Below are 25,462 nucleotides of genomic sequence, written 5' to 3' on the forward strand. Positions count from 1 at the left end.
GGTCTCGTCTGTCTCGCTTATCCCGCAGGAGTCTAGCGCACGCTTCTCCAAACCATTAAAGTGATACCTTTCTACTTCAATCTCGGGTGTGAGAAACCTTATGATGGGCTACCCTTTTCCCACTAGTGTTTCTTCTAAAAACTATGTGTCATCGCCCAAATAGACACGGCGTTTTCTTCACCGAGATTCATGAAACGGTGAGGGAGAGAGCTGTCAAAGTAAACGCTATCGCCTTCATTGATAATATGAATCTCACCTTCTACCTCAATTCGCAAACTCCCCTTTAGCATAATACCGCATTCTTCGCCAACGTGATACATTAGCGGGGCATTTAAATCCTCACCAGGCTCTACGACCATTTTGAAAAAGCTCATTTGTTTTCCAGAACTTGGTGACAACAACTCATAGCTAACATTTGGGCGAACCCGTTTAACTACCTTTGTTTCCTTTGCCCGTGAAATTTTGACGATATTAGATTCTTCCATTTCAAAAAATGAAAAAACAGGAACTTGTAAACTATGGCTCAATTTCCAAAGCGTCTCTAGCGATGGAGAGACCTGTCCTCGTTCAATTTGAGAAATCATACTCTGACTTATTCCTGCAAGTTTCGCAAGCTCCTCAGAAGTTAACCCTTGTGATTTCCTTAAATACCTTATTCGTTTTCCTACTTCCGTTTTTGGAAACTCCATTAAGCAACACTCTCCCGTTGTATGAATAATTATTCATTTGACAGAATAATTAAACGTCTGAATATTTTATTAATACTAAAACAAAGACTCTCATAAACTCTAATTAATAGACCCTTATCCTATATTTTGCACTTTTTTTCCAATAGAATCAATAATAAAAATATTATAACGAGTTATTTTTTATGTAGACAGGTGAATAATAATAACTTATACTACTAATAATTCAGTAGATAAATAAGGGGAACTGAAGAAATTATAAATGGGGGTAATGATAAATGAAAAAATGGCTAGTAGCTATACTAATGATATCTGTGTTAGTTATCGCAGGCTGTAGTAATGATTCGGGTGGTGGAGTTTCCACGGAAAATTCGACAATCCAAAAAGTATTGAAAGACAAAAAATTAGTCATTGGGATGTCTCCAGGATATTTCCCATTTGATATGAAAGATCCAAACGGCGACTTCGTGGGGTATGACGTAGATTTCGCAAACGCGCTTGGTGCAGCTCTTGGAAAAGATATTAAAGTGGAGTACAAGCAATTCACTTTTGACGGATTAATTCCTGCACTTCAAACGGGAGAAGTTGACATGGTTTTCGCTGGTATGACAATTCGTGGTGACCGGGCATTAGCAGTAAGCTTTGCAAATCCATATTTCCAAACAGGTCAAGCTGTTATGCTTCCATCATCAGATACAAAAACGAAAACTTGGCAAGAACTTGATGTAAAAGGGAACAAAATCGCTGTAGGTATTGGAACAACTGGTGCATTACTTGCGAAAGATGTATTTAAAAACGCAGAAGTATTAGACTTTGAAGAATTCCCATCTGCAGCAGCAGCAATGGCACAAGGAAAAGCGGATGCAGTTGTTTATGATGAACCAGCAATCGCAGTTTGGAATTTGAAAAATGCGGGCGAAGTAAGAGCATTAGAAGGTTTAATTTCTTCTGAAAACCTTGGTATTGCTATTAAGAAAAATGATTTCGAAACACTACAATGGGTTAACTCATTCTTAGCAAGCTATATTGGAAGCCCATCAGAACTAGCTTCTCGCCACAAATGGTTTGAAACTTCTGATTGGTTAACAGAAGTAGTAGAGGAATAATAACTCTAGCAACTTAGAGGAGGAGCAACGATGTATAGTTACGACTGGAGTGTTATTACTCGCAATATGGACGTCTTTATAGATGGGGCATTGAAAACGCTGGAAATTTCAGCGCTTGCGATCCTCATCGCTATTCCAATCGGTATTATTTTTGGGATGGGACGTATTTCGAAAAACAAGTTTTTTAGATTAATATCTTCTATATATGTAGAGATTATTCGCGGTGTTCCACTGCTCGTATTACTTATTTGGATTTTCTTTGTACTCGGACAATTCTTGAAGCTTGGTTCCTATTGGGGTTCGATTTGGGGACTTGCGATATTTGCTGGTGCATTTATCGCAGAAATCGTTCGTTCTGGGATTCAAGCTGTCCCAAAAGGGCAAATGGAAGCAGCTCGTTCACTTGGGATGTCTCATGCAAAAGCAATGACATATATTATTTTGCCGCAAGCATTTAGACGAGTATTACCACCACTTGCATCACAATTTATTATGCTAATAAAAGATTCGTCTCTTGTATCTGTCATTGCAGCCACCGAGTTAACGCTAAACGCAAAAAACTTAGTAGCAACATCATTCCGTTCTATTGAAGTATGGACGTTCGTTGCGCTAATCTATTTCATCATGACATTCAGCTTATCGTTAATCATTCGATACTTCGAAAAACGATTACTGAAGAGCGAAGCATAACGTTGAGGAGGGTGTAACCAATGATATCTATTAAAAATGTCAATAAAAGCTTCGGCGACCACCACGTCCTAACCGACGTTTCGCTTGAAATACCGAAATCGAACGTAGTTGCACTAATTGGACCAAGTGGAGCAGGGAAATCAACGCTCATACGTACAATTAATGCATTGGAGCCGATCAATACTGGTGAGATAATTGTAGATGGCGTGTCAATTCACGATAAAAAGACGGATATTAACGTAGCTCGATTGAACATCGGCTTCGTATTTCAAAGCTTCAACCTATTTCCGTTCTTAACGGCATTGGAAAATGTGACGATTTCACCGATGAAAGTAAAAGGACTTTCGAAGGAAGTTGCTGAAAAAAGAGGGAAAGAACTATTGACCTCTCTTGGACTAGGAGACAAATTTGACTCGTACCCAAGCAGACTTTCTGGTGGACAACAACAACGTGTAGCGATCGCACGCGCACTTGCAATGGACCCACAAGTTATGTTATTTGACGAACCGACATCTGCACTCGATCCAGAAATGGTAACAGAAGTGCTTGATGCGATTCGTAAACTAGCAAAAGACGGGATGACTATGGTTGTAGTAACACACGAAATGGGCTTCGCGAAAGAAATCTGTGATGAAATCGTATTCATGGCAGAAGGTAAAATCGTCGAACGTGCGGCACCAGATAAATTCTTCAGTAACCCAGACACAAAACGCGCACAAGACTTTTTATCAAAAGTATTAAACCACTAAAAACTATTCCAATGTTTCCCGACTGTAGGCAAACTCGATAAATTCGAGTTTTACCTATGGTCTTTTTTCTTATTAAATAAAATTTTATTGAGTTCAGAAAAAACACTCGCTTTCCGTGGATGAATCACCAAGTCCCTTCCACACAGAGCTGTGGCCACAGAGGAAGTCCTTGTAACCAGCTTTGGCAGACGGGGTTGTACAATATCCCAATAGATAAGAAAATCATTGAAATGGCTCCCTTTCCGCGGGCGTTGCCTTAGCCTCCTCGCTACGCTGCGGGGTCTTCGGCTTACGCTATTCCCGCAGGAGTGTCGCCTTTTTCAACGATTTTCTAGAAATGAAAAAGTATTTAGTCATTAGGCTCGTAAATTAGAATCTACGTTTTGTCTTCAATCTTTTCTTTGTAAGATAGAGTGAAGACTAATTGAATTTCGGAAAAAGCTAATCGCTTTCCGCGGACGAATCGCCAAGCCTCCACCTAGCTACGTTCGTGCGGGGTCTTGGACGCTCCGTTTTTCCGCAGGAGTCTCGCAGCTTTTTCCTCTACGTATTGAGTCAAGTAGTTGGTTTACGATGCTGACCAAAAACATACAAATTCTTTGGCGAGAAAGAGTAAATGCATAACATGGTGTTTGTGAAATACATCCTCATGGAGAAATTGATGGAATTGTAAGAGGAAATGGATAAAAAATTAAAAGGTTTCAGGAGGGGGCATTCCCGAAAACTTTTTTCTTCTATTAAATAGGAAATAATCTTTTTATCAACATATAAAAAAAGAAAAAACGCCTTTGGCATTAGCCGAAGGCGTTGAAATAAGAAAAGAAGCATCCGATCTTCAGATGCTTCTTTTCTTGAGCGATAAAACGAAGGAAGTAGAAGGCTGCACACTAATGAATGTACAAACAAGTTTACGGCGTTACACATCTATAAGTAACCTTCTATACTGTACATCATAACACAAATATTTAAAATTGCACGCATTTAATTTAATTAAAATAAAAAAATATATAGAAAAATAAATCTACTATTATTAAAAGAATATTAAGTAATTTTGAACAATATAAAAATAGTAAGAATTATTCAGAAAAAAAGGTGGCGCAAATGGAAACATTGCTGTAATATGGAATGTGTAATAGTGTCCTTGGTGCTTTCAAAACCTCATCCTCGAAAAAAACTGGTAATCTTTTAGGATTTTAGTTGATTTTAGCATATGAGTTTTGTATACTCATATATTAGTTAGGGTGAAGATATTGGACGCGATCAAGCGACCGGTGTTACACACTAAAAAAAAAAGCAACACACAAGCGAAGGGAGATCACAAGTTTATGAAGAAAAAAGCTATCAAAATTGCAGCTTCAACTGCAGTAGCAGCTTCAGCATTCGTTGCAGCAGCACCAGCAAACCAAGCTGACGCAGCAACTAATGTAAACCAATTAGTAACAGACGCACAAAATGCAGGTACAGTATTAAAATGGGCTATCTCAGTAGAAGGTACTGCAGATTACAAAACACAACCAATGGCACAATACAATGCTGCTAAAAAAGCTATCGCAGCTGCGGAAAAAGCAGCAGCTAGTCTTTCAACTTCTGAAAAATTAGCAGTAGACGCTAAACTTGTTGATGCAAAATTACAAGTGAAACGCGCTCAAGCTTACATTGATGCAATCACTTCAAGTGTAAAAATCAAAGAATTGACAGCTAACTTAGATGCAGCTATCAAATCTAATGACATCGAAAAAGTTGAAGCTGCTTACCACAAAGCAACTGCTGAGTACCGTAAACAAGCTGCTCTTTTAGACCGCGTATATGGTCAATCAACTCGTGACGGTATCCGTAACGAAGTGAAACCAGCTATAGAAAAATTAGTAGCATCAGTTAAAAACGAAGTAACTGTTAACATGCTTGCAAAAGCAGCAGCTGCTGACGTTAAAGCAGGTAAAACTGCAGATGCTTCTAAAAAGATCGCTGAAGCACAAGCAATCCTTGATGCTAATGATCTTAAATGGGAAACATCTTTACAAAAATCAGTTACTGATGTAGTAACTGCATTACCACTTGCTGTTTCTTCAGTAAGTTATGTAGACAATAAAACTGTTGTTGTTACTTTAACTAAACCAGTTGTTGCAGTAGCGGGTTCTGAATTCGTTCTTGACAATGGCGCAGTAGTTACAAAAGCTGAACTTGCAGCTGACAAAAAGACAGTTACATTAACAACTACAGCATTAGATGCTGCAACTAAATATACAGTAACTTACAACGGTTCTTCAGTTCAGTTTGAAACACCTGCAACTGGTGCTGGAAATATCGGAGTAGATGCAACTGCATTACATGCAGAAGATACTCAAACTCTTGCAGTTACAGCTTCTTTCAAAACTGCTCAAGGAACAACATATAACGGTCCAGTGAAAATTTCTTTCACTCAAGCTGGTTATGAATTTAATACAGTAAATGGTATTCCTTACTCTTCATTAACTAGTGATACTGTTTATCCAGTTAACGGTCAATTAGTTGTTACTGTAAAAGCGGCAGCTGGAAAAGTTACTGGTGGTAAAGTTAAATTTGATACTTTAACTGGTGCTACAGGTTCTGTTACTGAAACAAAATACTCAGGAGCATTAAACTTCTATCATTTAGTTGATTCTGAAACACCTCTATTAGCTGATGCTTCTGGAACTGTAAAATATGTAGATGCAGCTAATAACTATTTTGTAAATAACAACAATGATAAATTTGTATTAAAAGCAGCTGGAAATGTATATCAAGATACTAACAATGGTGTGCTTTCTCTAGATGCATTTAAAGCAAAATTAACAAAAGGTGATATCGTTACAGGTAATTATATTCCAGGTGCTGGATCTGTTCTAAAATTAGCACTTGATAAAGTAGCTGGTGTTGATTTCTCAGTAGATCAAGATTATATGGGAGCTACTGATACATTCCGTGTTGAAGGTAATACAATTACATTAACAGGTACTGGTGAAGCTGGTAAAACAGTTTCAGTTTACAATATTGCTTTAGAACGTCCGGTAGCTCAAACAGTAGTTGGATCAAATGGAAAATGGAGTGTTACAGTTTCAGTAGATCCTACACAAAAAGTAAGCTTCCAATCACGTCAATCAGTAGCAGTTAACGAAATAGCTCCAAATTACTCAGTAGCTACTGGTTTAAGTGACCAATTAGACGTTGTTGCTGGTAAATTTACAGCTACTGCTGTTAATGCAGCTTCTGGAGACGGAGCATTATCTGGAGATGTAATTCCATTTAATTCTGTTAAGTCTGAAGATGCAAATAATGTTAAAATTGCAGCTAAAGCATCAATCGTATTATTAGATGGTGATTTAACAAAAGCTACTTATGTAGATGGTGTGAACGGTACTTCAATTACTGAAACAACAACTGGATTTGAAATCAAATTTGGTGCTCCATCTGCAATCTCTGGTGGAGATGGTAAATTATCAGGCGCATTGACTGTAAATGGCGTTACTGGTATTACAAATGAGTATGGTTTGAAAGTTAATATTACAAATTCAATTGCTAATTATTAATTAGTAGTATTGAATTTAGGCTGTTCCTAAAGTCGATATCATCGACTTTAGGACAGTTTTTTTTTTAGAGTAATAGAGTTCATAAAAATACCACATCTTATGGATGTGGTATTTTTATGAACTCTATTGTAAAGGCTTTATATCAAATGATAGTGGCTATAAGTATTTGTGGCCAAAAAATACGACATTATCCAACTTATGCTTGAATTGTCTAGAAAAAAGCGAATATGTTGATGGGAAAGTTTAATTTTAAAAGTTTTTGCTGGTTTTAGAGGGTATTTAAATAAAGGAAACTAGTAGGTAGAAATATATTTTTTTCGTGTGGCTACTTCGTTACATACACACATATCTTGTAAATCTACAGCTAATAAGTATAGTTGGTATAGTTTTCATGTCGTAGTTAATTCTAGTAAAATATGATATAATTGCTCTGCTACAAGATTGAAAGGATTGATTGAAATAGTATGAAAAAACTAGCGGTTACAAGTAAATCAGAGAAATTTGATTTTTTGAAGTACACATTCTTTTTTATCTTAATTTTAGTAATTGTTGTACTTGTATGGATGAATAACATGTCTGCTAAAAAGGATGAAGTTTTGTTGAATGATTATGTTTTACTTGATCAGTTAAGTAAACAAGAATTTAGTGAGAATAAGGATGCTGTAATACAACAATATGAAAAACTCCAAAAAAAGTATCCTGAAAATTATATGATTGCGTTTCAGTTGGGCTATACATATTTAGGTGCGGATAAAATAAAGCCAGCAACAGTAATGTATGCACGTGCAATGGACTTGAATCCATATTTAGTGGAAAATCCAGAATTCATGTATCAATATTCGGTTGCTCTGATTAATAATGAACAAACTGAAAATGCGAAAACAGTTATTGATCGCGCAAAACATCTGTCAACAGATGAAGCTTATCAGGCAAGACTAACAAATTTAATCGAAATAATTGAGCAAAATTAGAGGTGAAATCATAAGTGGCACGTTTAACATTAAATAAGATAAATGTCATTCGAGATATAAATGAAGACGAACAATCGATAAAAACAATCGATAAATTTATATTTTATATCCTTTTAGTGGCGATAGCTATAATTCCATTATTAATAGGCGCACATACGGCATTATTTGTAAGTCCTGATATTTCTGGATCAGGTGTAAGTGGAACAGCATATCAGACAGATATATTTACATATTTTAAATTTGTTGCTTTAGTAATTCTCACAATTGCGACAATAATCCTGTTTTTATACAAATTATTATTTTTAAATTATAAGTTTAAAAAAGACAAAGTAATTTATGCTATCTATGCATTTATCTTTTTTCTACTAGTATCTGTGATTTTCTCAGAGTACAAAACAATTGCTATTTGGGGAATGCATAATCGACATGATGGTGCGATTACATACATTTGCTTTGCGATGTTAATGCTTATAGCACTTAATATAAAGTATCCCAAAAATGCTTTAAAAATAGTTACATATGCATTATATCCATTTATATGGATTAATATAATTATAGCTCTAATGACATTCTATGGAAAAAATATTATGTTAAATGAAACTATACATAAAATACTCACAATATTTGATAAATCAGGTGTAACTTTTGACGAAAGATCGATATTAACCGGAACACTGAATCAGTGGAATTACATGAGCGGTATGTCTTCAATAATGGTGATGATATTTTTAACTTTGGCAATTTTTCAAGATAGTATGAGACTTAGAATTATCAATTTATTAACTGCGTTAGCAGCTTTTGCAACTCTATTAGTTTCAATGTCGTCAAGTGGTTTTCTTTCAGTTGCAGTGATGACATTACTTATGCTAGTTGCATTATTTTTGAAAGGAAACAAAAAAAGAGGACTTCTTTTATTCATGAGCTTTTTATTGATAGCTTCTTTACAAATTGGGATATTAAGCACTAAAAATCCAAAAGTATGGAATGAATCTTTAGGGATGTTTGTAAAAACAAATCCTTTTACAAAAATCGAGGGTGCGTTAGAACTATTTGATAACAAGACTTATGCTGCTGATAAGAAATTGGAGTTGCCAGTATTACCAGAACGAGGTTACGCCGCAGGATCAGGAAGAATATATATTTGGTCTACAATGTTAGAGTTGATTAGTGAAAGACCATTATATGGATACGGAATGGACACTATATTGTTCCACTTTCCCCAAAATAATCTAGAGAAGCGAGCAGAGCTTTGGGATGAAAAAGGGTTAGTAGATAAACCACATAATATGTATTTAGGAATCCTTTGGGGAACCGGGATATTAGGTTTTCTAGCATTTATTATTATGCTCATTATATTTACTCTACCTATTCTAAAAACAATATATAAAAAATCATCAAAAACAAATTCATATTTTGTAGCTCTCTCTATGGGATTTGGTGCTTTCTTGATACAAGCTATATTCAATGACTCTGTCATTGGATTAACAACTGCCCCTTTGCTAATAGTCACAATATTATATACAGTAAACAAAAATGAAGAATTGGTAGGGGAGAAAACATGAACGAAGAAACGATTGATTTAAGAGAACTCATCGAAATTGTATGGAAAGGTAAGTACATTATTATTGTATCAATTATAGCTTCTATGCTAATTGCAGGGCTTTTGAGTATTTTTGTACTTGAAAAAAAATATGAGTCTAAAGCGACTGTTCAAATTACTTCGAATACGGCTGCTGAAGGTATTGTAAAACAATATATCGATAGTGAGTTTACGAATCAAGTGTTTGCAGAGAAGATTAAGAGCCAAGCATTTATTGATCAAGTAATTGTTGATGATGAAGTAAGTAACCATGATTTAAAAGTAACTGTAGATACAGTAACATCTATGATTTCTCTTACTTATACTAGTGGAGATCCGAAGAAATCGAGTGATGTCTTAACAACACTGATAGATGAACAAAAGATAGCGATGGCTAATGCCCTTCAAAATGAATTTACCTTGCTTGCAGATTCATATACAAAAGAAAGTAAAAAGCTATCTAATGAAATTAGAGACTTAATCAAATTGTATAATACAACTGTTAAAACAAACAACTTACCAGAAATATTAATTCTACAAACTATGGTAGGAAACGAACTAATTATAGATCTTACACAAGAACAACAAGAATCAATGGTTAATATAGACGGAGAAATACAAAACGAATTAATGCAATTACAAGCAAGAATTGAGTCAAAGTCTGTAGAATATAGAAAGGTACTAGATCAGTATCAGTCAGTTTTGACGAATATTGAAAGCTTTAGACCAAATCCGTTAATCAAAACGATTATTGAACCAACTGTACCGAAAGAACCAAGTTCACCAAAGACGGTATTAAACATTGCCATAGGTTTAGTTATCGGAGTAATGATTGGTTTAGGAATAGTATTTATAAGAAAGTATTGGGAAGAAACAAATCCTAGAAATAAATAAAAAGAGGAGTGATGGTAATGGGATATAGATTAAGAATAACAACATTTGTAGTATTAGATTCCATTATTGTGATATCTGCTATTTTCTTTAGTTATTTTCTATTACATCCGACATTAGCTGTTTATTCACTTCCTACTCTTATACTTAGTGCTATTACTTTGCTTATCTCACATCATATAGCGGCGTATTATTTTCATTTGTATGATCGGATTTGGAGTGTAGCATCGGTTAGTGAATTGCTAACTATAGTATATTCTGTGACTATTTCTATTGGTACAGCAAGTTTGATGCAATATGCAGTACAAAAAGACGTGTATTTTCGCGTTATGGCAGTTACTTGGATGCTACATATTATTGCAATAGGTGGTTCTAGATTTACTTTAAGAGTTTTCAGTGAACAAAGAATGCAAAATATGCATCAAAAAAAAAATCGGGCGCTAATCGTAGGTGCAGGACAAGCAGGGACTATCTTAGCAAAACAAATGAGGCAATCAATTAATTCAGATTTGATACCTATTGCTTTTGTAGATGATGATCCAAATAAACAAAAACTAAAAATGTTAGATATACCTGTTAAAGGGACTATTGAAGAAATACCCAAAATAGTGGAAAGCCATGCAATTGATCATATTATTATTGCAATACCATCATTAACAAAAAAGGATATACAAGAAATATTTCAACATTGTTCTAAAACGAAAGCAAAAGTTAGAATAATGCCAAGTATTGAAGCAGTGATGACTGGAAAGCTATCTGTTAATGAAATGAGAGAAGTGAAAATTGAAGATTTACTTGGGCGTGAAGAAGTAGAACTGGATATGGAAGCTATTTCTGAAAAGTTAACAGGCAAAACTATTTTAGTAACTGGTGCAGGAGGATCAATAGGTTCTGAAATATGTAGACAAGTATTGAAATTCAAGCCTAAGAAAATTCTTTTGTTAGGTCATGGTGAAAATTCCATCTATAAAATAGATATGGAGCTTAATGAAAATGTTTCCTTGGAAACAGAATTTATCCCACTTATTGCAGATATACAAGATCGAAGTCGAATATTTGATATAGTTTCAGAGTATAAACCTGATGTTATTTATCATGCTGCTGCTCATAAACATGTGCCTCTAATGGAACATAATCCAATGGAAGCTGTTAAAAATAATATTTTTGGTACAAAAAATATAGCAGAAGCTGCACATACATTTGGAATAGGCTATTTCGTTATGATTTCAACGGATAAAGCAGTTAACCCACCAAATATAATGGGAGCAACAAAGCGCTTTGCAGAAATGATAGTGCAGAACCTAGCGAAAGAAAGTGAAACGAAGTTCGCTGCTGTACGTTTTGGAAACGTTCTTGGATCACGTGGTTCTGTAATACCATTGTTTAAGAAACAAATTGCAAAAGGTGGACCCATCACTGTAACTGATCAAAAAATGACACGTTACTTTATGACAATCCCAGAAGCTTCAAGATTAGTTATTCAAGCTGGAACACTAGCAAATAATGGTGAAATTTTTGTGCTTGATATGGGAGAACCAGTAAAAATTGTAGATTTAGCAAGAAATCTTGTTAAATTATCTGGCTTAAGTGAAACAGAAATTGATATTCAAATTTCAGGTATCCGACCTGGCGAGAAGCTCTATGAAGAATTATTAAATGAGGATGAAATTCAAAATGGATATATTTTTCCGAAAATTCATTTTGGAAAGGCAAATCCAATAAGTAAAGAAGAGATGGAGTATACGATTGAAATGTTACCATTCATGACAATTGATGAACTTAAAAGAGCCTTAGTAGGAATAGCTAATAGGGAAAATTTTCAAATGATGAATAAGATGAAAATGCTTTAGTTCTAAAGGTAGGGAGTTTTTGAAAAGTATTATTTAAATCTATCTTTTTTATTGGTTACAACTCATTGAGATGTTTATTGATTAGATTTAAAGCATATAAAAGTTTAAAAGGAATATTGAAAAAATGGTCAACTATCGTTTTTATAACTAAATGATTTTAAAAGAGGAGTTAAATGAGTAATAATAGTAGTTTTTTGAAGAATAGTATTATGAATTTTGGTAGCAATATACTTACCATTATATTTGGCTTAATGGTAACAATTATTATTGCTAGGTCATTAGGAGTAGAAGGCCAAGGTATATTCACTGTTATAACCCTACTTCCAACTATTTTAGTTACTTTTATGAACTTTGGTATCGCACCAGCAACTGTTTTTTTTATAGGAAGCGATAGATATAGTATGAATACTATATTTTCAACAAATATTATATTAAGTGGAGTAATAAGTTTATTTGCAATAGTATTAGGAACTATAGCAGTTTTTTTATTTAAAAGTACATTTTTTGATGAAATTTCAATTTCGATGTTATTGTCAGTATTACTTGTATTACCTTTTTTGTTTTTTAATAGTTTTCTCCAAGCAGTATATCAAGGAACGCAAAATTTTAAACGTTTTAATGCTATAAACTTATCTAGTAAATTTGTTCAAGTAATTATTCTACTCGTTATTCTCAGTATTTTTAAGCTTAGCTTGTTGTGGGCACTTATTTCTTTTATTATAGGTTCAATATTACCGACAGTGTTTATAGTAATTTATCTCTTTAAAGATAGTGTCCGTTTCAAGTTCAGTGAATTTTCTGTAGACCTAACTAAAAACAGTGTAAAATATGGTTATAAAGCACATCTTAGTAATATCGTTACTTTTTTTAACTATCGTTTAGATATTATTTTGATTTCCTTTTTTCTAAATCCTGTAGCAGTTGGAATATACAATGTAGCAGTATCGATTTCTGAAAGGTTGTGGATATTTTCACAACCTGTAGCATCAGCTTTATTCCCTAAAATATCTTCTATGACAGATGAGAATGAACGTAATAAACTGACAGCGAGAACAGCGAAATGTGTGTTTTATCTATCCCTGTTTTTTGGAATATTTTTTTGGTTTTTATCTGATGATGTAGTTTTTATTCTATTTGGAATTAATTATATGGAAGCCTCTATGGTTATAAGAATATTAATGATTGGAATTACATTATTCTCTATTGAAAAGATACTTTCAAGTGATATTTCAGGAAGAGGAAAACCTCAGGTCAATTTATACACTTCATTATTTACAATTATTTGCAATGTGATTCTGAGTATCATTTTTATTCCAAAATTAGGAATAAAAGGAGCGGCAATGGCAACTTCTATCACTTACAGTTTAACATTTTTAATAAAATTAATTATTTATATTAAAATTACAAAATCAAAATTAAAACACATATTAATCATAAACATTGATGATATAGAATATATTATCAATTTGATTACTAAACTGATTAGAAGGATGCGAAAGATTTGAAAGTTCTAATTGTACCATCATGGTATCCGAATGAATTGAATGAAATTGCAGGCGTTTTTTTTAAAGAACAGGCAATAGCTTTAAAAAATCAGCAATTAGAAGTTATTGTTGCATATCCAGAAATTTGGGATTTATGTGATAGAAAAAAAATACAATCAAAATCAGGTTTTTATCATAGTGTTGAAAAAGGCATAGAAACCTATAGATATAGAATGTACAATCATATACCATTATTTAGAGGTTATAGTTATATTCCTCTTTTTGGAGAGATACTAAAAAACAATTACAGTAAGAGTTTAACGAAAATAGTGGAAAAAATTATTTTAGAAAAAGGATTGCCAGATATTATTCATGCACATTCTATACTGTGGGGTGGGTGGGCAGCTGTACAAATTGCTAGGAAATATGGTATTCCACTTGTCATAACGGAACATTCTACCTTATACTCTCGTAAAAAAATTAGGGATTGGCAAGTGCCTTACATAAAAGAGAGTTTAAATATCGCGAATAAAATAATTGTGGTCGGACCTGGATTACAAAAAGAACTACAACAATATACAGATAAAGAAATTATTATAGTACCTAATATTGTAGATACTCAAAACTTTAAACCTACTTCACACAAAGAAAAAAACACAAAGAAATTCAGATTTTTTACATTAGGTTTTTTAACATATAAAAAAGGTATGGATGTTTTGTTAAAAGCTTTTTCGTTGGCATTTAATAATGATCCATATGTTGAATTAATCATTGGTGGCGATGGCGAAGAAAGGTTGAATCTAGAAAAAATAGCGCGAGATTTAAATATTTATGAGAAAGTGGTATTTCTTGGTGAACTTACAAGAGATGAGGTTGTAGTTCAAATGCAAGATTGTGATTCATTCGTACTTTCAAGCAGAGATGAAACTTTTGGGGTAGTTTATATAGAGGCTTTAGCATGCGGTAAGCCTATAATTGCTACCAAAAGCGGTGGTCCTGATTTTATCGTAAACAAGAAAAATGGTTTTTTGGTTGAAGTGGATGATATAAGAGGATTAGCTTTTTCTATGGTAAATATGAAAAAAAATCGGAACAACTTTAAGGAAAAAGAAATAATAATGGATTGTCACGAAAGATTTGCTGGAGAATCTGTTAGCAAACAATTAATTGAAATATATTCAACAGTTAAAAATAAAAAATATTAAGTGGTTTAGTTAAATTTACTCTTTTTAACAAGAGAAACATGAAGGAGAAGAATAATTCTTAATAATTAATTAGAGATAAAATTCTATTTCAAATATGGATATTCTTCGAAATTTCTATCGATTAGTAAAGAAGTACATTTAAGTTTAAATTAAACTACTAGCTACTTAAAAACTATAGAAATATGAATAGTAGTTTAAAAGTTTAAAGAAACTTTGATTGGTGTGAATTCAATATTGAAAATTGCTTATATAGTAGCGGAAAAGTTAGATAAGGAACATGGCGTTTCTAAAAAAATATTAAATCAGATAAATTTTTGGAAAAATGAAGGGCATGAAGTAATATTGTTTTATTTTTCAAATGAATTTATCTCTCCTCTTTTTAAAAAAGTAAAAATTGAACATATTAAATATAGTACTAGATTAGATTTTATTTTCAGTAATAAAGGAAAAAAAATAGTGGAAGATTATAATCCTGATATTGTTTACTTTAGGTATTACTTATTTACATTAAGCTTTTATAAAATATTAAAACATAATAAAAGCGTTATTGAAATTAATTCCAATGATATTGAGGAAAGTAGAATTAGTTATCCCTATTTATCAAGATTGTATTTACTATGTACACGTGATTTATTATTAAAGCAAGCAGATGGATTTATTACAGTAACTAGAGAACTAAAAAGTTTAGTTGAGAATTATTCATCTAAAATTTCAACAATTGCAAATGGTATAAATGAGCCGTTTAAGGAAAAGAAAATTATGGAGAAAAATGAGGAATTACATGCTATATTTATTGGTTCGCCCAATCAAAAGTGGCATGGAATTGATAAATTAATTGATTTGGCAAATCATATTCCAAATTGTACTTTTCATATTATAGGGATTAATAATATGGATAATCCACCTAATAATTTTATACAGTATGGCTACATGTCTCAAGAAGAGTATCTACCTATTTTGAGTAAATGTAACGTAGGTATTGGAACGCTTGCTTTGCACAGGAAAAATATGGAAGAGGCATCACCCTTAAAAGTCCGAGAATATTTAAAGAATGGACTCCCTATTATTATTGGCTATGTAGATAGTGATTTTGCTGAGAGTACTTATCCCTTTATATTAAAACTACCGAATACAGATAATAATGTTTCAGAAAATATTAATGTAATTAGAAATTTTATATTGAATTCTAAAGATATGAAGATTACAAAGGAAGAAATAGAATGTATATTCAATGAAAATAAGGAAGTGAAAAGATTAGAGTTTTTCGAGAATATTATAAGACAAGGTAAAAGGTGAACATATGGATAAAATAAAATTACATTTTATACTTTGTATCTTATTCGTTTACTTTTTTTTTAATGACAGAATCGTTCTTATCTTAAATACCGGTGGAAAAGGAATACTAAATATATTTGATTTTATCATTCTATTATTAGCATTATATTTAGTATTACTAAGCAATGGAAAAATACTAGGTATATTAAAGAGTAATATTTTTTTGTATCTTGTCCCTTTTTTCATACTATCTCTAATTCTCCCTTTACTTGGAGTGTTATTTTATGAGTATCCAATAAGAAGTTTATTAATAGTTTTAAATCCGTTAATATCTACGGGTTTGATATTAATTGGATTTTATTTTTATAAAAAATACAGACAATATAGTATTTTAAATAATTATCTTCTCCTATTTACTTTTCTACAACTATTTTTCTCGTTAGCTCATTTTCTATATTATAAAGGTATACTAACAAATTTATTTTATAGACTCATAAATTTTGATGTATTTTCAAAACAAATTAATAGTTATCAATATTTAATAGGTAGAAGCACAGGTACATACTTAGATCCAAATATTTTAGGCTTTTTTACATTAATGATCTTTTGGTATTCTTTTTTTATGATGAAAGGCAGACTGAGATTAGTGATGCTGATGATGAATACAATTATTCTGTTCTTATCGATGTCTAGGGGTGCTATTCTATCATTAACGATGTCATATATTTTATATTTTTTGTTTAAAACATTTAATTCTAAGAAAATAAGTTACAGGGAATTATTCATCTTTTTTATATTTTCTGTTGCCTTGATAATAATTATACCAAACTTGGATAAATTCATTTCAGAAACTACAATTGAGAGATTAAGAGGATTATATGAGATTTTCATTTATGGATATTCTGCTGATGTGAATTTAGCTGCAAGAGTAGATGCATGGAAGTATAGTTTTCATTTTTTGAATGAATATCCATTAGGAACATTTGGATCTCCTGAAATAAAAATCGAAAGTTTTATAGATAATGAGTATGTAAGAATATTTATGCAAGGTGGATTACTATTTTTATTATCTTATTTGCTGTTTTTATTTAAAGGTATTTTTCTAAGGAAAAAAGTGAGTAATATAAATTTAACTATTGCATTAATATCGATATCAATATTAGTAGTTTCAATAACTCAAACTGCATCTACTTATACTCCTTTTAATTTTTATTGGTTTTTTGTTGGTTTATATTTAGCAGAATCTTATAATAACGATCATAATTTATAATACTTAAAAGAGGGTAGATTGAAAATATTATACATCTACTTTTAGGCTAAATAGCCACAAATATTGTAAGGTTGGCATGAAAACTTTCATCTAAAGTTAAGAAATGATATAAATTGGAAAAGCTTATGAAGTTTACAACCTATTCTTCTTAAGAGGTGAACGAATAGAGGTATTAAAAGAAAGGGACTACTTTATATGAATATATTATTTGTAGCGTCTGTTTACCGTCATTTAATTGCATTTCATATACCATATATTCAGTACTTCCAATCTCAGGGATATAATGTGTGGGCCGCTGGTACAGGCGAGAAAGATCGAGCAATTTTAGAAGATTTGATGGTGAAGTGTGTTGATATTCCCTTTTCAAGAAATCCCTTAAGTGTGCAAAATGTAGATGCATATAATCAACTAAAAAAAGTATTTTCAAAACAAACTTTTGAATTGGTTCATGTCCATACACCTGTTGCTTCTCTTTTAACAAGGGCCGCTTTTCGTAAATCACAGCATGGGAAAATAATTTATACTGCACATGGGTTTCACTTTTTTTCGGGGGCACCTAAACAAAACTGGCTGATTTACTATACTGCTGAAAAAATGGCTGCCAGATGGACTGATCATTTAATTACTATTAATAAGGAAGACTATAAAAATGGTTTACGATTTGGGATAAAGGAGTCAGATATTTCTCTAGTCCATGGTGTTGGAGTTGAGCCAGTAAAAAATATAAGTAGTGATAAGAAAACACTTAAACAACTACTAGGACTTTCTACAAATGCAATTGTTATATCATATGTTGCAGAAATTAATAGAAATAAGAATCATCAATTTTTGTTAAGTAATTGGAAAAGGATTAAAGAACAGAGCCCTCAAGCTGCTTTGTTGTTAATCGGTGATGGGGAACATAGAGATGAAATTGAAAAATATGTTCAAGAGCACAGTTTGGAAGATATACAAGTTTTAGGTTTTCGGAATGATGTGGCTGAACTTTTAGGAATTACTGATATCGTTAGTTTGTTATCGCATCGTGAAGGACTTCCGAAGAGTATTATGGAAGCAATGGTTGCAAGTATTCCATGTGTTGTTTCAGATACTCGTGGCTTAAGAGATTTGATTACAAGTGGTGAAAGTGGATTTGTTATACCTCATGGAAATGATGATTTACTTGTAGATTCGTTTGTTTCTTTGTTGAATCAGGAAGAAATGCGACAAAAAATGGGGAAAAATGCATATAAGGAAGTAGAACCTTATTTGTTAGAAAATGTATTGAAAGAATATATAAAGATATATGATAGAGTTTTGAGAAAAGGATGAATAATCATGAAGGTGCTTGTAACGGGTGGTTTAGGCTATATTGGAAGTCATACAGTCGTAGAACTATCGAACAATGGGTTTGAATGTATCGTGATTGATAATTTAATTAATTCAGAAATTCAAGTTTTAAATTCCCTAGAAAATCTTTGTGAAAATAACGTAGAATTCTTGCAAGCTGACTTAATGAATATGGAACAACTATCAAGTATTTTCGATACTTATCAATTTGAAGCAGTCTTTCATTTTGCGGGTGTAAAATCACCAGCTGAATCAGTATTAAAACCATTAAAATATTTTGAAGAAAACCTTGGTTCTACTATCAATTTACTAAAAGAGATGCAAAGAAAAGATATTAAAAAACTTATTTTTAGTTCTTCTGCTACAGTATACGGTGATTTAACTAAATCTCCAGTGTATGAAGGAGCACCTACATCTATATTAAATCCATATGGTCGAACAAAATTAATGATTGAAGAAATGCTTCAGGATTTGTCAAACTCTGATCCAAAATGGAGTATTGCAGTGCTGAGATATTTTAATCCGATTGGTGCACATCCATCAGGAACTATCGGTGAAAAACCTAGTGGAATTCCAAATAACTTAATGCCTTATATTACACAAGTTGCAAGTGGTGAGAGAGAACATTTAAATATTTTTGGAAATGATTATTCTACTCATGATGGTACTGGAGTAAGAGATTATATTCATATAATGGATCTAGCGAACGGACATTTAAAGGCACTTAAATATTTGGATAAACATTCGGGTAATCACCTATTTAATTTAGGTACCGGTAAAGGATATTCTGTTTTAGATTTAATAAATACTTTTGAAGAGGTAAATGGCATTAAGATTCCATATAAAATAATGGAGCGCAGACCTGGAGATATTGCAATAAGTTATGCTGATTCGTCAAAAGCAGAAAAAGAACTTGGATGGAAAGCAGAGCGAGGATTAAAAGAAATGTGTGAGAATGCTTGGAAATGGGAAAAGAAGAACATATATAGTACTACAATAAATTCCGATGAATTGGTATTAGATTCTCTACTAAAATAAGAATAGTTATTTATTTGTTACAAAGTAGATTTCAATCTGTTTAAGAAAAAAGTCGAAGATGACTTTTAAAGTAATCGTAGTTCATTCAAAATGGGGTAGTAAAATAATGAAAATATTATTAACAGGTACTACAGGATATATCGCTTGTTCATTAGAAAGATATTTATCTAGTGTACAAGAAAGCTATGAATTACATAAACAATCAGTTAGGAATTTTCCTAATGATTTTCAAATTCCAAATGGTACCGAAGTTTTAATTCATTCTGCAGCCTTAGTCCATAAAAAAGAATCCAACTACACGGAACAAGATTATTTTAAGGTAAATTGTGAATTAACTACCGCTTTAGCAACTAAAGCAAAGGCTGAAGGGGTTAAACATTTTATATTTTTAAGTACAATGGCTGTGTATGGAACAAATGGTGATATAACAGAAATTGATGAACATACCCCATTGTTACCAACTTCTATGTATGGAAAAACTAAACTTGAGGCTGAGAAAAGACTATTGGAAATGGAAGATGACAATTTTATAATTTCTATTATTCGTCCACCAATGGTATATGGTTTAGATTGTCCTGGGAACTATTCATTGTTAAGTAAACTTGCTAGAAAAACACTTATGTTTCCATATGTTCAGAATGCAAGAAGTATGATTTTTATTGATAATCTTACAGAGTTCATTCGCCTACTTATTGTAAATAGAGACGCTGGAATTTTCCATCCTCAAGATCGTGATTTCATTCAAACTTCTGATATGGTTAAAGAAATTGCAAGTGTACATGGCCGAAAAATTGTATTAAGCAGAGTTAGTGGTATCGTTTTAAATAAGGTATTTCGTCAACACCAATTAGTATTAAAAGTGTTTGGAGATCTAACATATTCAAAAACACTATCAAATTATAGTGATAATTCCTACCAAAAAGTAAATTTTAAAGAGGCAGTTAGAAAAAGTGAATTAAAGATGTAGAGGATTGAATGTTATGAAACGTACAATGGACATAGTACTATCTATGATTGCAATAATAGTATTTATCATCCCAATGTCAATAATTGCAATTCTGATAAAATTGGATTCCGAAGGTCCAATCATCTATAAACAACAGCGACCAAGTAAAGAGAAAAAGCTTTTTAACATATACAAGTTTCGGACCATGCGAACAGATACACCAAATGTATCAACGGAAGAATTGGGAGATCCTTCTCAGTTCATAACCAAACTTGGAAAGTTTCTTCGGAAATCTAGCCTTGATGAACTCCCACAATTGTTCAATATACTATTAGGTGATATGTCGATTGTTGGTCCACGGCCAGCTCTATATAATCAATACGAACTTATAAAGATGCGAGACGAACTGGGAGTAAATAGTATTCGTCCTGGGTTGACTGGATTCGCTCAAGTAAGGGGACGGGACTTCATATCTGACAAAGAAAAAGTAAAGTACGATAAATATTATCTGGATAATATGAGTATATGGCTTGATCTAAAAATCATTTTGTGGACTATTAGAAGTGTTGTGAAATCTGAAGGAGTACGAGTTGGGTGAGTTTCTAGAAAAATATGAGCGTCAAATAATGCAGCATACAAACTTCGCTCATTATTTGACGCTTATTTATATTTAATCGAAACTGTTGAGGTTTGGATACGTATATATAATTATCGGTAAGTAAAATAAACAATGATAAAGTTGCGGAAAATGTATGAAATAAGAATTTCTTTTGGTCTATAGTAATATGAAAAAATGTATTTTTAGAAGTGTTAAAACACCAAATAAGGAGGTGGTTCCAATGTCTGATACAATTTTTTTTAAAGAACCGTCAATCTGAAATAGAGGAAATTGCTAGATCTATCAATAAGTTGACAGAACAGTATAAATTTGAATTTAGAGGTACACTAACTCTTTCAACAAGTATTTCAGATGCACCAAATGATCTTTCAATCGAATTAACGATAGCAGAAGTAAATTCTCAAATTGAAAAGCAAAAAGCAAGTCCAATAGGTCTAGCAATTAATGGATTTACAATCACAGTTCTATTAGCATGGATGAGATTTTTAGCAGGAGACATTTTAAACGAAAACTTATCTGGAGTTATAAATATAATTGGTTTTATTGGTATTATAATTATGATTTATATCTTGTATAAGGGGTATAGATCATATCTCACTAAAATAAAGGATTTAACTTCGCTTAAAAATCAGTTAGACATTTATTTAAATTTAATAAAGTTAAGCTGCAAGGAATAGGTTTAAATTGAATTATCTTTTGAATATAAAAGGGACATTTTTTGTTGAAAATTTGAACTATTGTGAGACAGGGGTAATAAAGAAATTGGGAAAAAATTTAGTAAGAAATAGTATATTTATGTATTTCAGTAATGTCACTAGAATTTCATTATTCGGGAAGTTGAATAGCTGGCAGTTCATCATTTTATTTTTAACTGCAATTTTTCCATTGATAGTTTATACAAAGTATCAGTTATGGTTTTATTTAATTTTTATTTCCTTATTTATTTCTGCATTTTTAAGTATCAGAGAAAAGAGAAGTAGTGGAGAATTTAAAAAAGTTTATGGCTTTTCTTTGCTATATGTAGGGGCTGTTTCAATTCAGTTCTTAGTTCTAATAGTATTTGGACTAGGGTTGGCTTTTGGGAATAGCTTAACAAGTTTTAATTACCCTATTATAGTATTGATTACTATAATAGCTATAATATACATATTTTTTATAGTTGGATTTCTATTATATTTCTTAAATTATATATTCTTAATGATTTTGAAATTGATATTTCCTAATCAGTTGACAAAAATGGAAAACGAAGAGTGGTTGTCTTTAAGAGAAATTTCAGGCTATATGACATTGGAAACTCAAATTTCATATTTACTTATTACGATTCTACATTTATTGATTTACCTAAGTGGTGTTTTTTACATAATGATGTGTCTGTTAATTTATGATAATACAATAAATACTAACGTATATTTTGTTGATTTGGTAAAATGGGCAGTTGATAATAATGTGGTATCATTTGGGAATACTTTAGGTATCATTTCTATAGTACTTACTTTAATATCAATTACATACCCAGCGCAAATAAAACTGTATTTCAAAGCAGTGGAGACAAGAAGAGAATCTACTAAGTAATAAAAGTGACAAACGTATGAATGAAGGATTTGAAATAACAAAGCAAAAGATAACCCGGCTACTGTACAGTAGTCGGGTTTTTGAGGTTTTATTAGTAATGAAACTTTATAACATTATATACGTACTAATAAATACCTAGTAAGAATAGGTAGAAAAACCAAATAATTCTGCACATATTTAATCTAGAATAATTAAGTAAATAAAAGTGTAAATAAACAAATTAGAAAATAATTGAAATTTGACCATGTTTTTATATTATAATACTAGTAGAGTCAAATTATATTCGTGAATAAAAAGGGGAGAATTTTCATGAACAATAAAACAACGAAAATTATCGTATCTTCAGCGGTAGCTGCTTCAGCATTTGTCGCGGTAGCACCAAGTCAAAATGCGGATGCTGCAACAAATATTGAGACATTAATAAGCGATGCGCAAAAGGCTGGTACTGTTTTAAAATGGGCGATTTCTATTGAGGGAACTGCAGATGGGGTAACTCAACCGTGGACTCAATTTAATGCTGCAAAAACGGCGATTGCTAAAGCGGAAGCTGCTCTGAATGGAGCAAGTTACTCAGATAAGTTGAAGTATGAAGCATTATTAATTGAACCAAAAACACAACTTCAACGTGCTCAAGGGTATCTGGATGCTATTACCGCAAGCACTAAGATTGAAGCGAAAACGAAGGCACTTTCAGAAGCTGTTATTACAAATAATTTAGAACAAGTGGAAGCTGCATATCACGCAATGACGGCAGAATTCCGCAAACAAACGATTTTGTTGGATCGTGTATATGGTCAATCTACACGTGATAAAATCCGTAATGTGGTGAAAGGACCTGCGGAACAGTTAATAAATTATTTAAAGAACGATGTGACAGTACACATGTTGACTAAAAAGGCAGCAACGGACATCAATTATGGTAGATATCAGGAAGCAACAAAAAATTTATATGAAGCCCAATCTATTGTCAATTCAAATGTATTGATTTGGGGTAACTTCTTGAAAAAAAATCTCGATGCAGTAACTGCGTCTCAACCAGTTCAACTTGTCTCGATTTCAAGAGTGGATAGCACGACTGTAACGGTAAAATTAAGCAGAGCTGTTTCTAGTATTCAGCTTTCTGAGTTTACATTTGATAACTCTTTGTCAGCTACGAGAGCTGTACTAAGTAATGATGGAACAACTGTAACATTAACCACTTCTGTTCAAACGCCTGGTACTAAGTATACGATGAAATTCAAAGGGAATTCCGCTAGCTTTACAGCTCCGGGAAGTGTTGTGCCAATTCAAATAGGAAATCAAACGATTCAGCATAGAGAAACAACGGAAGTACTTTCTTTAGTAGCTAATTTTACGGAACCATATAATCAGCCTTCTAGAGCTACAGTACGTGTTGATATTCCAGCTGGTATTAAGGTAGTTTCCATTAATGGTATTGAAAACAATATAGCAGGTGCAAGAAGTATCAATGTAACTCCAGAAAAAAATGGTAATGTAACGATTGGTTTTACTGCTAAAGATGTCAACGTCGCTGCAATTGATAATGTGATTACTTTCAACAAAATGGAAGGTAATACAGTAGTAGAAACGAAGTCTTCAGCAAAACTAAACTTTTATGCACCTGCAAAAGCGGGTAGTTTCTCTAATAAGAAAATTTATTATGTGGATATTTACAATAATTATTTCGTCACTACTGATGGTATGAAATATAAAATGAAGACTTCTGGTGATGTTTATCGAAATGAAGGTATTGCAGTAGCATTTGATACATTCAAATCTGCTTTAGACTTGGAAGATACAATTACTGGAACGTACCAACCGACAGCTAATTCGACGTTTGAAATTACTTCGAATTTCTATTTTGTCGACTTATTACTCGATTCAAAATTTGCCTATAGATCTGGTACTGCTGGATATCGTATGGATGGAAGCAGAATTGACTTGAACGGTACGGCACAACCAAACTATGAAATCTTCTTTTATAAAAATGGTGCGTATATAGGAAAAACAAGAGTAAACACAAACGGAACATGGAGCTACTCAACAAACGTGGACCAAAACGCAATAAGTGATTATTCGTTTGTTCAACAAGTTGCAGGTAAAGCTGTTCCTACAAGTCCTGGCTGGGATGCAAAAGCGTTAAGAGTCGTGGAAGGACCACTTGACCTTTTATCTATTAAAGGTGGAACAACGGCAGACGATGATTTATCCAATGAAGTGCTAGTATTTACAGTTGCTCCGTTAAAAAATAAAAACGGCTCAGTTCTTGCTCAAGACCAAGTAGTCGCATTATCCAATGCGACAATCGTTGTACAAGATAATGATGGCACAAAAATTAAATTCACAAACAACCAAGACAATACTAAATTTACTCCTGTGAGCAATGGTTTCCAAGTTAAGTTCGGCACAATTGACCCAGGTAAAGGTACCGCAGTCATCATGTCACAAGGAAAAGACAGTTTGTTAACAGGAGCACTAAAAGTCATCTCCATCGATGGCATCCAAAACGCATATGGTCTTGGAATGAATGTAAATACAGGGTTCCAGATTACTGGATATTAATTTAATAATGTGTAAAAGCCGTTAAAGGATAATATACCTTTAACGGCTTTTACATATTGTGGAATACTTATCTTTTATGTGGTTATATATTGAAA

Annotated in this window: 20 protein-coding genes; 19 read left to right on the forward strand and 1 reads right to left on the reverse strand. The window is 32.4% G+C overall.

Annotated features, from left to right (window positions below; all coding sequences use genetic code 11):
- Positions 1 to 134 precede the first annotated feature (134 nt).
- Positions 135 to 689 (reverse strand): helix-turn-helix domain-containing protein, encoded by a 555-nt coding sequence (locus tag FG384_RS03145; protein ID WP_142641108.1) that lies wholly within the window; start codon positions 687 to 689, stop codon positions 135 to 137.
- 275 nt (positions 690 to 964) lie between these two features.
- Here FG384_RS03145 and FG384_RS03150 point away from each other — a divergent pair, with 275 nt between their 5' ends.
- From FG384_RS03150 to FG384_RS03240, 19 genes are all read left to right on the forward strand, one after another.
- Positions 965 to 1,792, forward strand: coding sequence for a transporter substrate-binding domain-containing protein (locus tag FG384_RS03150; RefSeq protein ID WP_142641109.1), 828 nt, complete (start codon positions 965 to 967; stop codon positions 1,790 to 1,792).
- Between the two features lie 30 nt (positions 1,793 to 1,822).
- Positions 1,823 to 2,482 (forward strand): amino acid ABC transporter permease, encoded by a 660-nt coding sequence (locus FG384_RS03155; RefSeq protein WP_142641110.1) that lies wholly within the window; start codon positions 1,823 to 1,825, stop codon positions 2,480 to 2,482.
- A 20-nt stretch (positions 2,483 to 2,502) separates the two neighbouring features.
- Entirely contained in the window at positions 2,503 to 3,231 is a 729-nt protein-coding gene (locus FG384_RS03160; protein WP_142641111.1) for an amino acid ABC transporter ATP-binding protein, read from the forward strand.
- A 1,325-nt stretch (positions 3,232 to 4,556) separates the two neighbouring features.
- Positions 4,557 to 6,776 (forward strand): hypothetical protein, encoded by a 2,220-nt coding sequence (locus FG384_RS03165; RefSeq protein WP_142641112.1) that lies wholly within the window; start codon positions 4,557 to 4,559, stop codon positions 6,774 to 6,776.
- Between the two features lie 464 nt (positions 6,777 to 7,240).
- The gene (locus tag FG384_RS03170) at positions 7,241 to 7,747 is read left to right on the forward strand and encodes a tetratricopeptide repeat protein (RefSeq protein WP_142641113.1); all 507 of its coding nucleotides are present in this window, start codon (positions 7,241 to 7,243) and stop codon (positions 7,745 to 7,747) included.
- A 14-nt stretch (positions 7,748 to 7,761) separates the two neighbouring features.
- Entirely contained in the window at positions 7,762 to 9,309 is a 1,548-nt protein-coding gene (locus tag FG384_RS03175; protein WP_142641114.1) for an O-antigen ligase family protein, read from the forward strand.
- Positions 9,306 to 10,220, forward strand: a complete 915-nt coding sequence (locus FG384_RS03180; protein ID WP_142641115.1) for a Wzz/FepE/Etk N-terminal domain-containing protein — start codon at positions 9,306 to 9,308, stop codon at positions 10,218 to 10,220. The genes FG384_RS03175 and FG384_RS03180 overlap by 4 nt, the downstream gene beginning before the upstream one ends.
- A gap of 17 nt (positions 10,221 to 10,237) precedes the next feature.
- Entirely contained in the window at positions 10,238 to 12,067 is a 1,830-nt protein-coding gene (locus FG384_RS03185; protein WP_142641116.1) for a polysaccharide biosynthesis protein, read from the forward strand.
- Between the two features lie 173 nt (positions 12,068 to 12,240).
- Positions 12,241 to 13,572 carry a flippase gene (locus FG384_RS03190; protein WP_142641117.1) on the forward strand — a complete coding sequence of 444 codons (1,332 nt, stop codon included), beginning with the start codon at positions 12,241 to 12,243 and terminating at the stop codon, positions 13,570 to 13,572.
- Complete coding sequence (locus tag FG384_RS03195; RefSeq protein WP_142641118.1) at positions 13,569 to 14,756, forward strand: glycosyltransferase; 1,188 nt, start codon at positions 13,569 to 13,571, stop codon at positions 14,754 to 14,756. Before FG384_RS03190 ends, FG384_RS03195 begins: the two co-directional genes overlap by 4 nt.
- A gap of 234 nt (positions 14,757 to 14,990) precedes the next feature.
- Complete coding sequence (locus FG384_RS03200; protein WP_166462364.1) at positions 14,991 to 16,052, forward strand: glycosyltransferase; 1,062 nt, start codon at positions 14,991 to 14,993, stop codon at positions 16,050 to 16,052.
- Positions 16,053 to 16,056: 4 nt separating this feature from the next.
- Positions 16,057 to 17,301, forward strand: a complete 1,245-nt coding sequence (locus FG384_RS03205; RefSeq protein ID WP_142641120.1) for an O-antigen ligase family protein — start codon at positions 16,057 to 16,059, stop codon at positions 17,299 to 17,301.
- 195 nt (positions 17,302 to 17,496) lie between these two features.
- Positions 17,497 to 18,612 carry a glycosyltransferase family 4 protein gene (locus FG384_RS03210; RefSeq protein WP_142641121.1) on the forward strand — a complete coding sequence of 372 codons (1,116 nt, stop codon included), beginning with the start codon at positions 17,497 to 17,499 and terminating at the stop codon, positions 18,610 to 18,612.
- 6 nt (positions 18,613 to 18,618) lie between these two features.
- Positions 18,619 to 19,668 (forward strand): UDP-glucose 4-epimerase GalE, encoded by a 1,050-nt coding sequence (gene galE / locus FG384_RS03215; RefSeq protein WP_142641122.1) that lies wholly within the window; start codon positions 18,619 to 18,621, stop codon positions 19,666 to 19,668.
- 58 nt (positions 19,669 to 19,726) lie between these two features.
- Entirely contained in the window at positions 19,727 to 20,635 is a 909-nt protein-coding gene (locus FG384_RS03220) for an NAD-dependent epimerase/dehydratase family protein (protein WP_142641123.1), read from the forward strand.
- A gap of 13 nt (positions 20,636 to 20,648) precedes the next feature.
- Complete coding sequence (locus FG384_RS03225; protein ID WP_142641124.1) at positions 20,649 to 21,212, forward strand: sugar transferase; 564 nt, start codon at positions 20,649 to 20,651, stop codon at positions 21,210 to 21,212.
- Between the two features lie 209 nt (positions 21,213 to 21,421).
- Positions 21,422 to 21,910 carry a hypothetical protein gene (locus FG384_RS03230; RefSeq protein ID WP_142641125.1) on the forward strand — a complete coding sequence of 163 codons (489 nt, stop codon included), beginning with the start codon at positions 21,422 to 21,424 and terminating at the stop codon, positions 21,908 to 21,910.
- An 85-nt stretch (positions 21,911 to 21,995) separates the two neighbouring features.
- Complete coding sequence (locus FG384_RS03235) at positions 21,996 to 22,805, forward strand: hypothetical protein (RefSeq protein ID WP_142641126.1); 810 nt, start codon at positions 21,996 to 21,998, stop codon at positions 22,803 to 22,805.
- 309 nt (positions 22,806 to 23,114) lie between these two features.
- On the forward strand, positions 23,115 to 25,367 hold the full coding sequence (locus tag FG384_RS03240) for a hypothetical protein (protein ID WP_142641127.1): 2,253 nt from the start codon (positions 23,115 to 23,117) through the stop codon (positions 25,365 to 25,367).
- Positions 25,368 to 25,462: the final 95 nt, after the last annotated feature.

Origin of the sequence: Psychrobacillus vulpis, assembly GCF_006861825.1 — a bacterium.
Classification (GTDB): domain Bacteria; phylum Bacillota; class Bacilli; order Bacillales_A; family Planococcaceae; genus Psychrobacillus; species Psychrobacillus vulpis.

What these genes read in the sequence shown, in the direction of transcription:
- FG384_RS03205 (WP_142641120.1), top strand. Translation starts at nt 16,057, where the DNA reads ATGGATAAAATAAAATTACATTTTATACTTTGTATCTTATTCGTTTAC.
- FG384_RS03240 (WP_142641127.1), top strand. Translation starts at nt 23,115, where the DNA reads ATGAACAATAAAACAACGAAAATTATCGTATCTTCAGCGGTAGCTGCT.
- FG384_RS03185 (WP_142641116.1), top strand. Translation starts at nt 10,238, where the DNA reads ATGGGATATAGATTAAGAATAACAACATTTGTAGTATTAGATTCCATT.
- FG384_RS03180 (WP_142641115.1), top strand. Translation starts at nt 9,306, where the DNA reads ATGAACGAAGAAACGATTGATTTAAGAGAACTCATCGAAATTGTATGG.
- galE (WP_142641122.1), top strand. Translation starts at nt 18,619, where the DNA reads ATGAAGGTGCTTGTAACGGGTGGTTTAGGCTATATTGGAAGTCATACA.
- FG384_RS03190 (WP_142641117.1), top strand. Translation starts at nt 12,241, where the DNA reads ATGAGTAATAATAGTAGTTTTTTGAAGAATAGTATTATGAATTTTGGT.
- FG384_RS03155 (WP_142641110.1), top strand. Translation starts at nt 1,823, where the DNA reads ATGTATAGTTACGACTGGAGTGTTATTACTCGCAATATGGACGTCTTT.
- FG384_RS03150 (WP_142641109.1), top strand. Translation starts at nt 965, where the DNA reads ATGAAAAAATGGCTAGTAGCTATACTAATGATATCTGTGTTAGTTATC.
- FG384_RS03160 (WP_142641111.1), top strand. Translation starts at nt 2,503, where the DNA reads ATGATATCTATTAAAAATGTCAATAAAAGCTTCGGCGACCACCACGTC.
- FG384_RS03165 (WP_142641112.1), top strand. Translation starts at nt 4,557, where the DNA reads ATGAAGAAAAAAGCTATCAAAATTGCAGCTTCAACTGCAGTAGCAGCT.
- FG384_RS03220 (WP_142641123.1), top strand. Translation starts at nt 19,727, where the DNA reads ATGACTTTTAAAGTAATCGTAGTTCATTCAAAATGGGGTAGTAAAATA.
- FG384_RS03145 (WP_142641108.1), bottom strand. Translation starts at nt 689, where the DNA reads ATGGAGTTTCCAAAAACGGAAGTAGGAAAACGAATAAGGTATTTAAGG.
- FG384_RS03225 (WP_142641124.1), top strand. Translation starts at nt 20,649, where the DNA reads ATGAAACGTACAATGGACATAGTACTATCTATGATTGCAATAATAGTA.
- FG384_RS03170 (WP_142641113.1), top strand. Translation starts at nt 7,241, where the DNA reads ATGAAAAAACTAGCGGTTACAAGTAAATCAGAGAAATTTGATTTTTTG.
- FG384_RS03210 (WP_142641121.1), top strand. Translation starts at nt 17,497, where the DNA reads ATGAATATATTATTTGTAGCGTCTGTTTACCGTCATTTAATTGCATTT.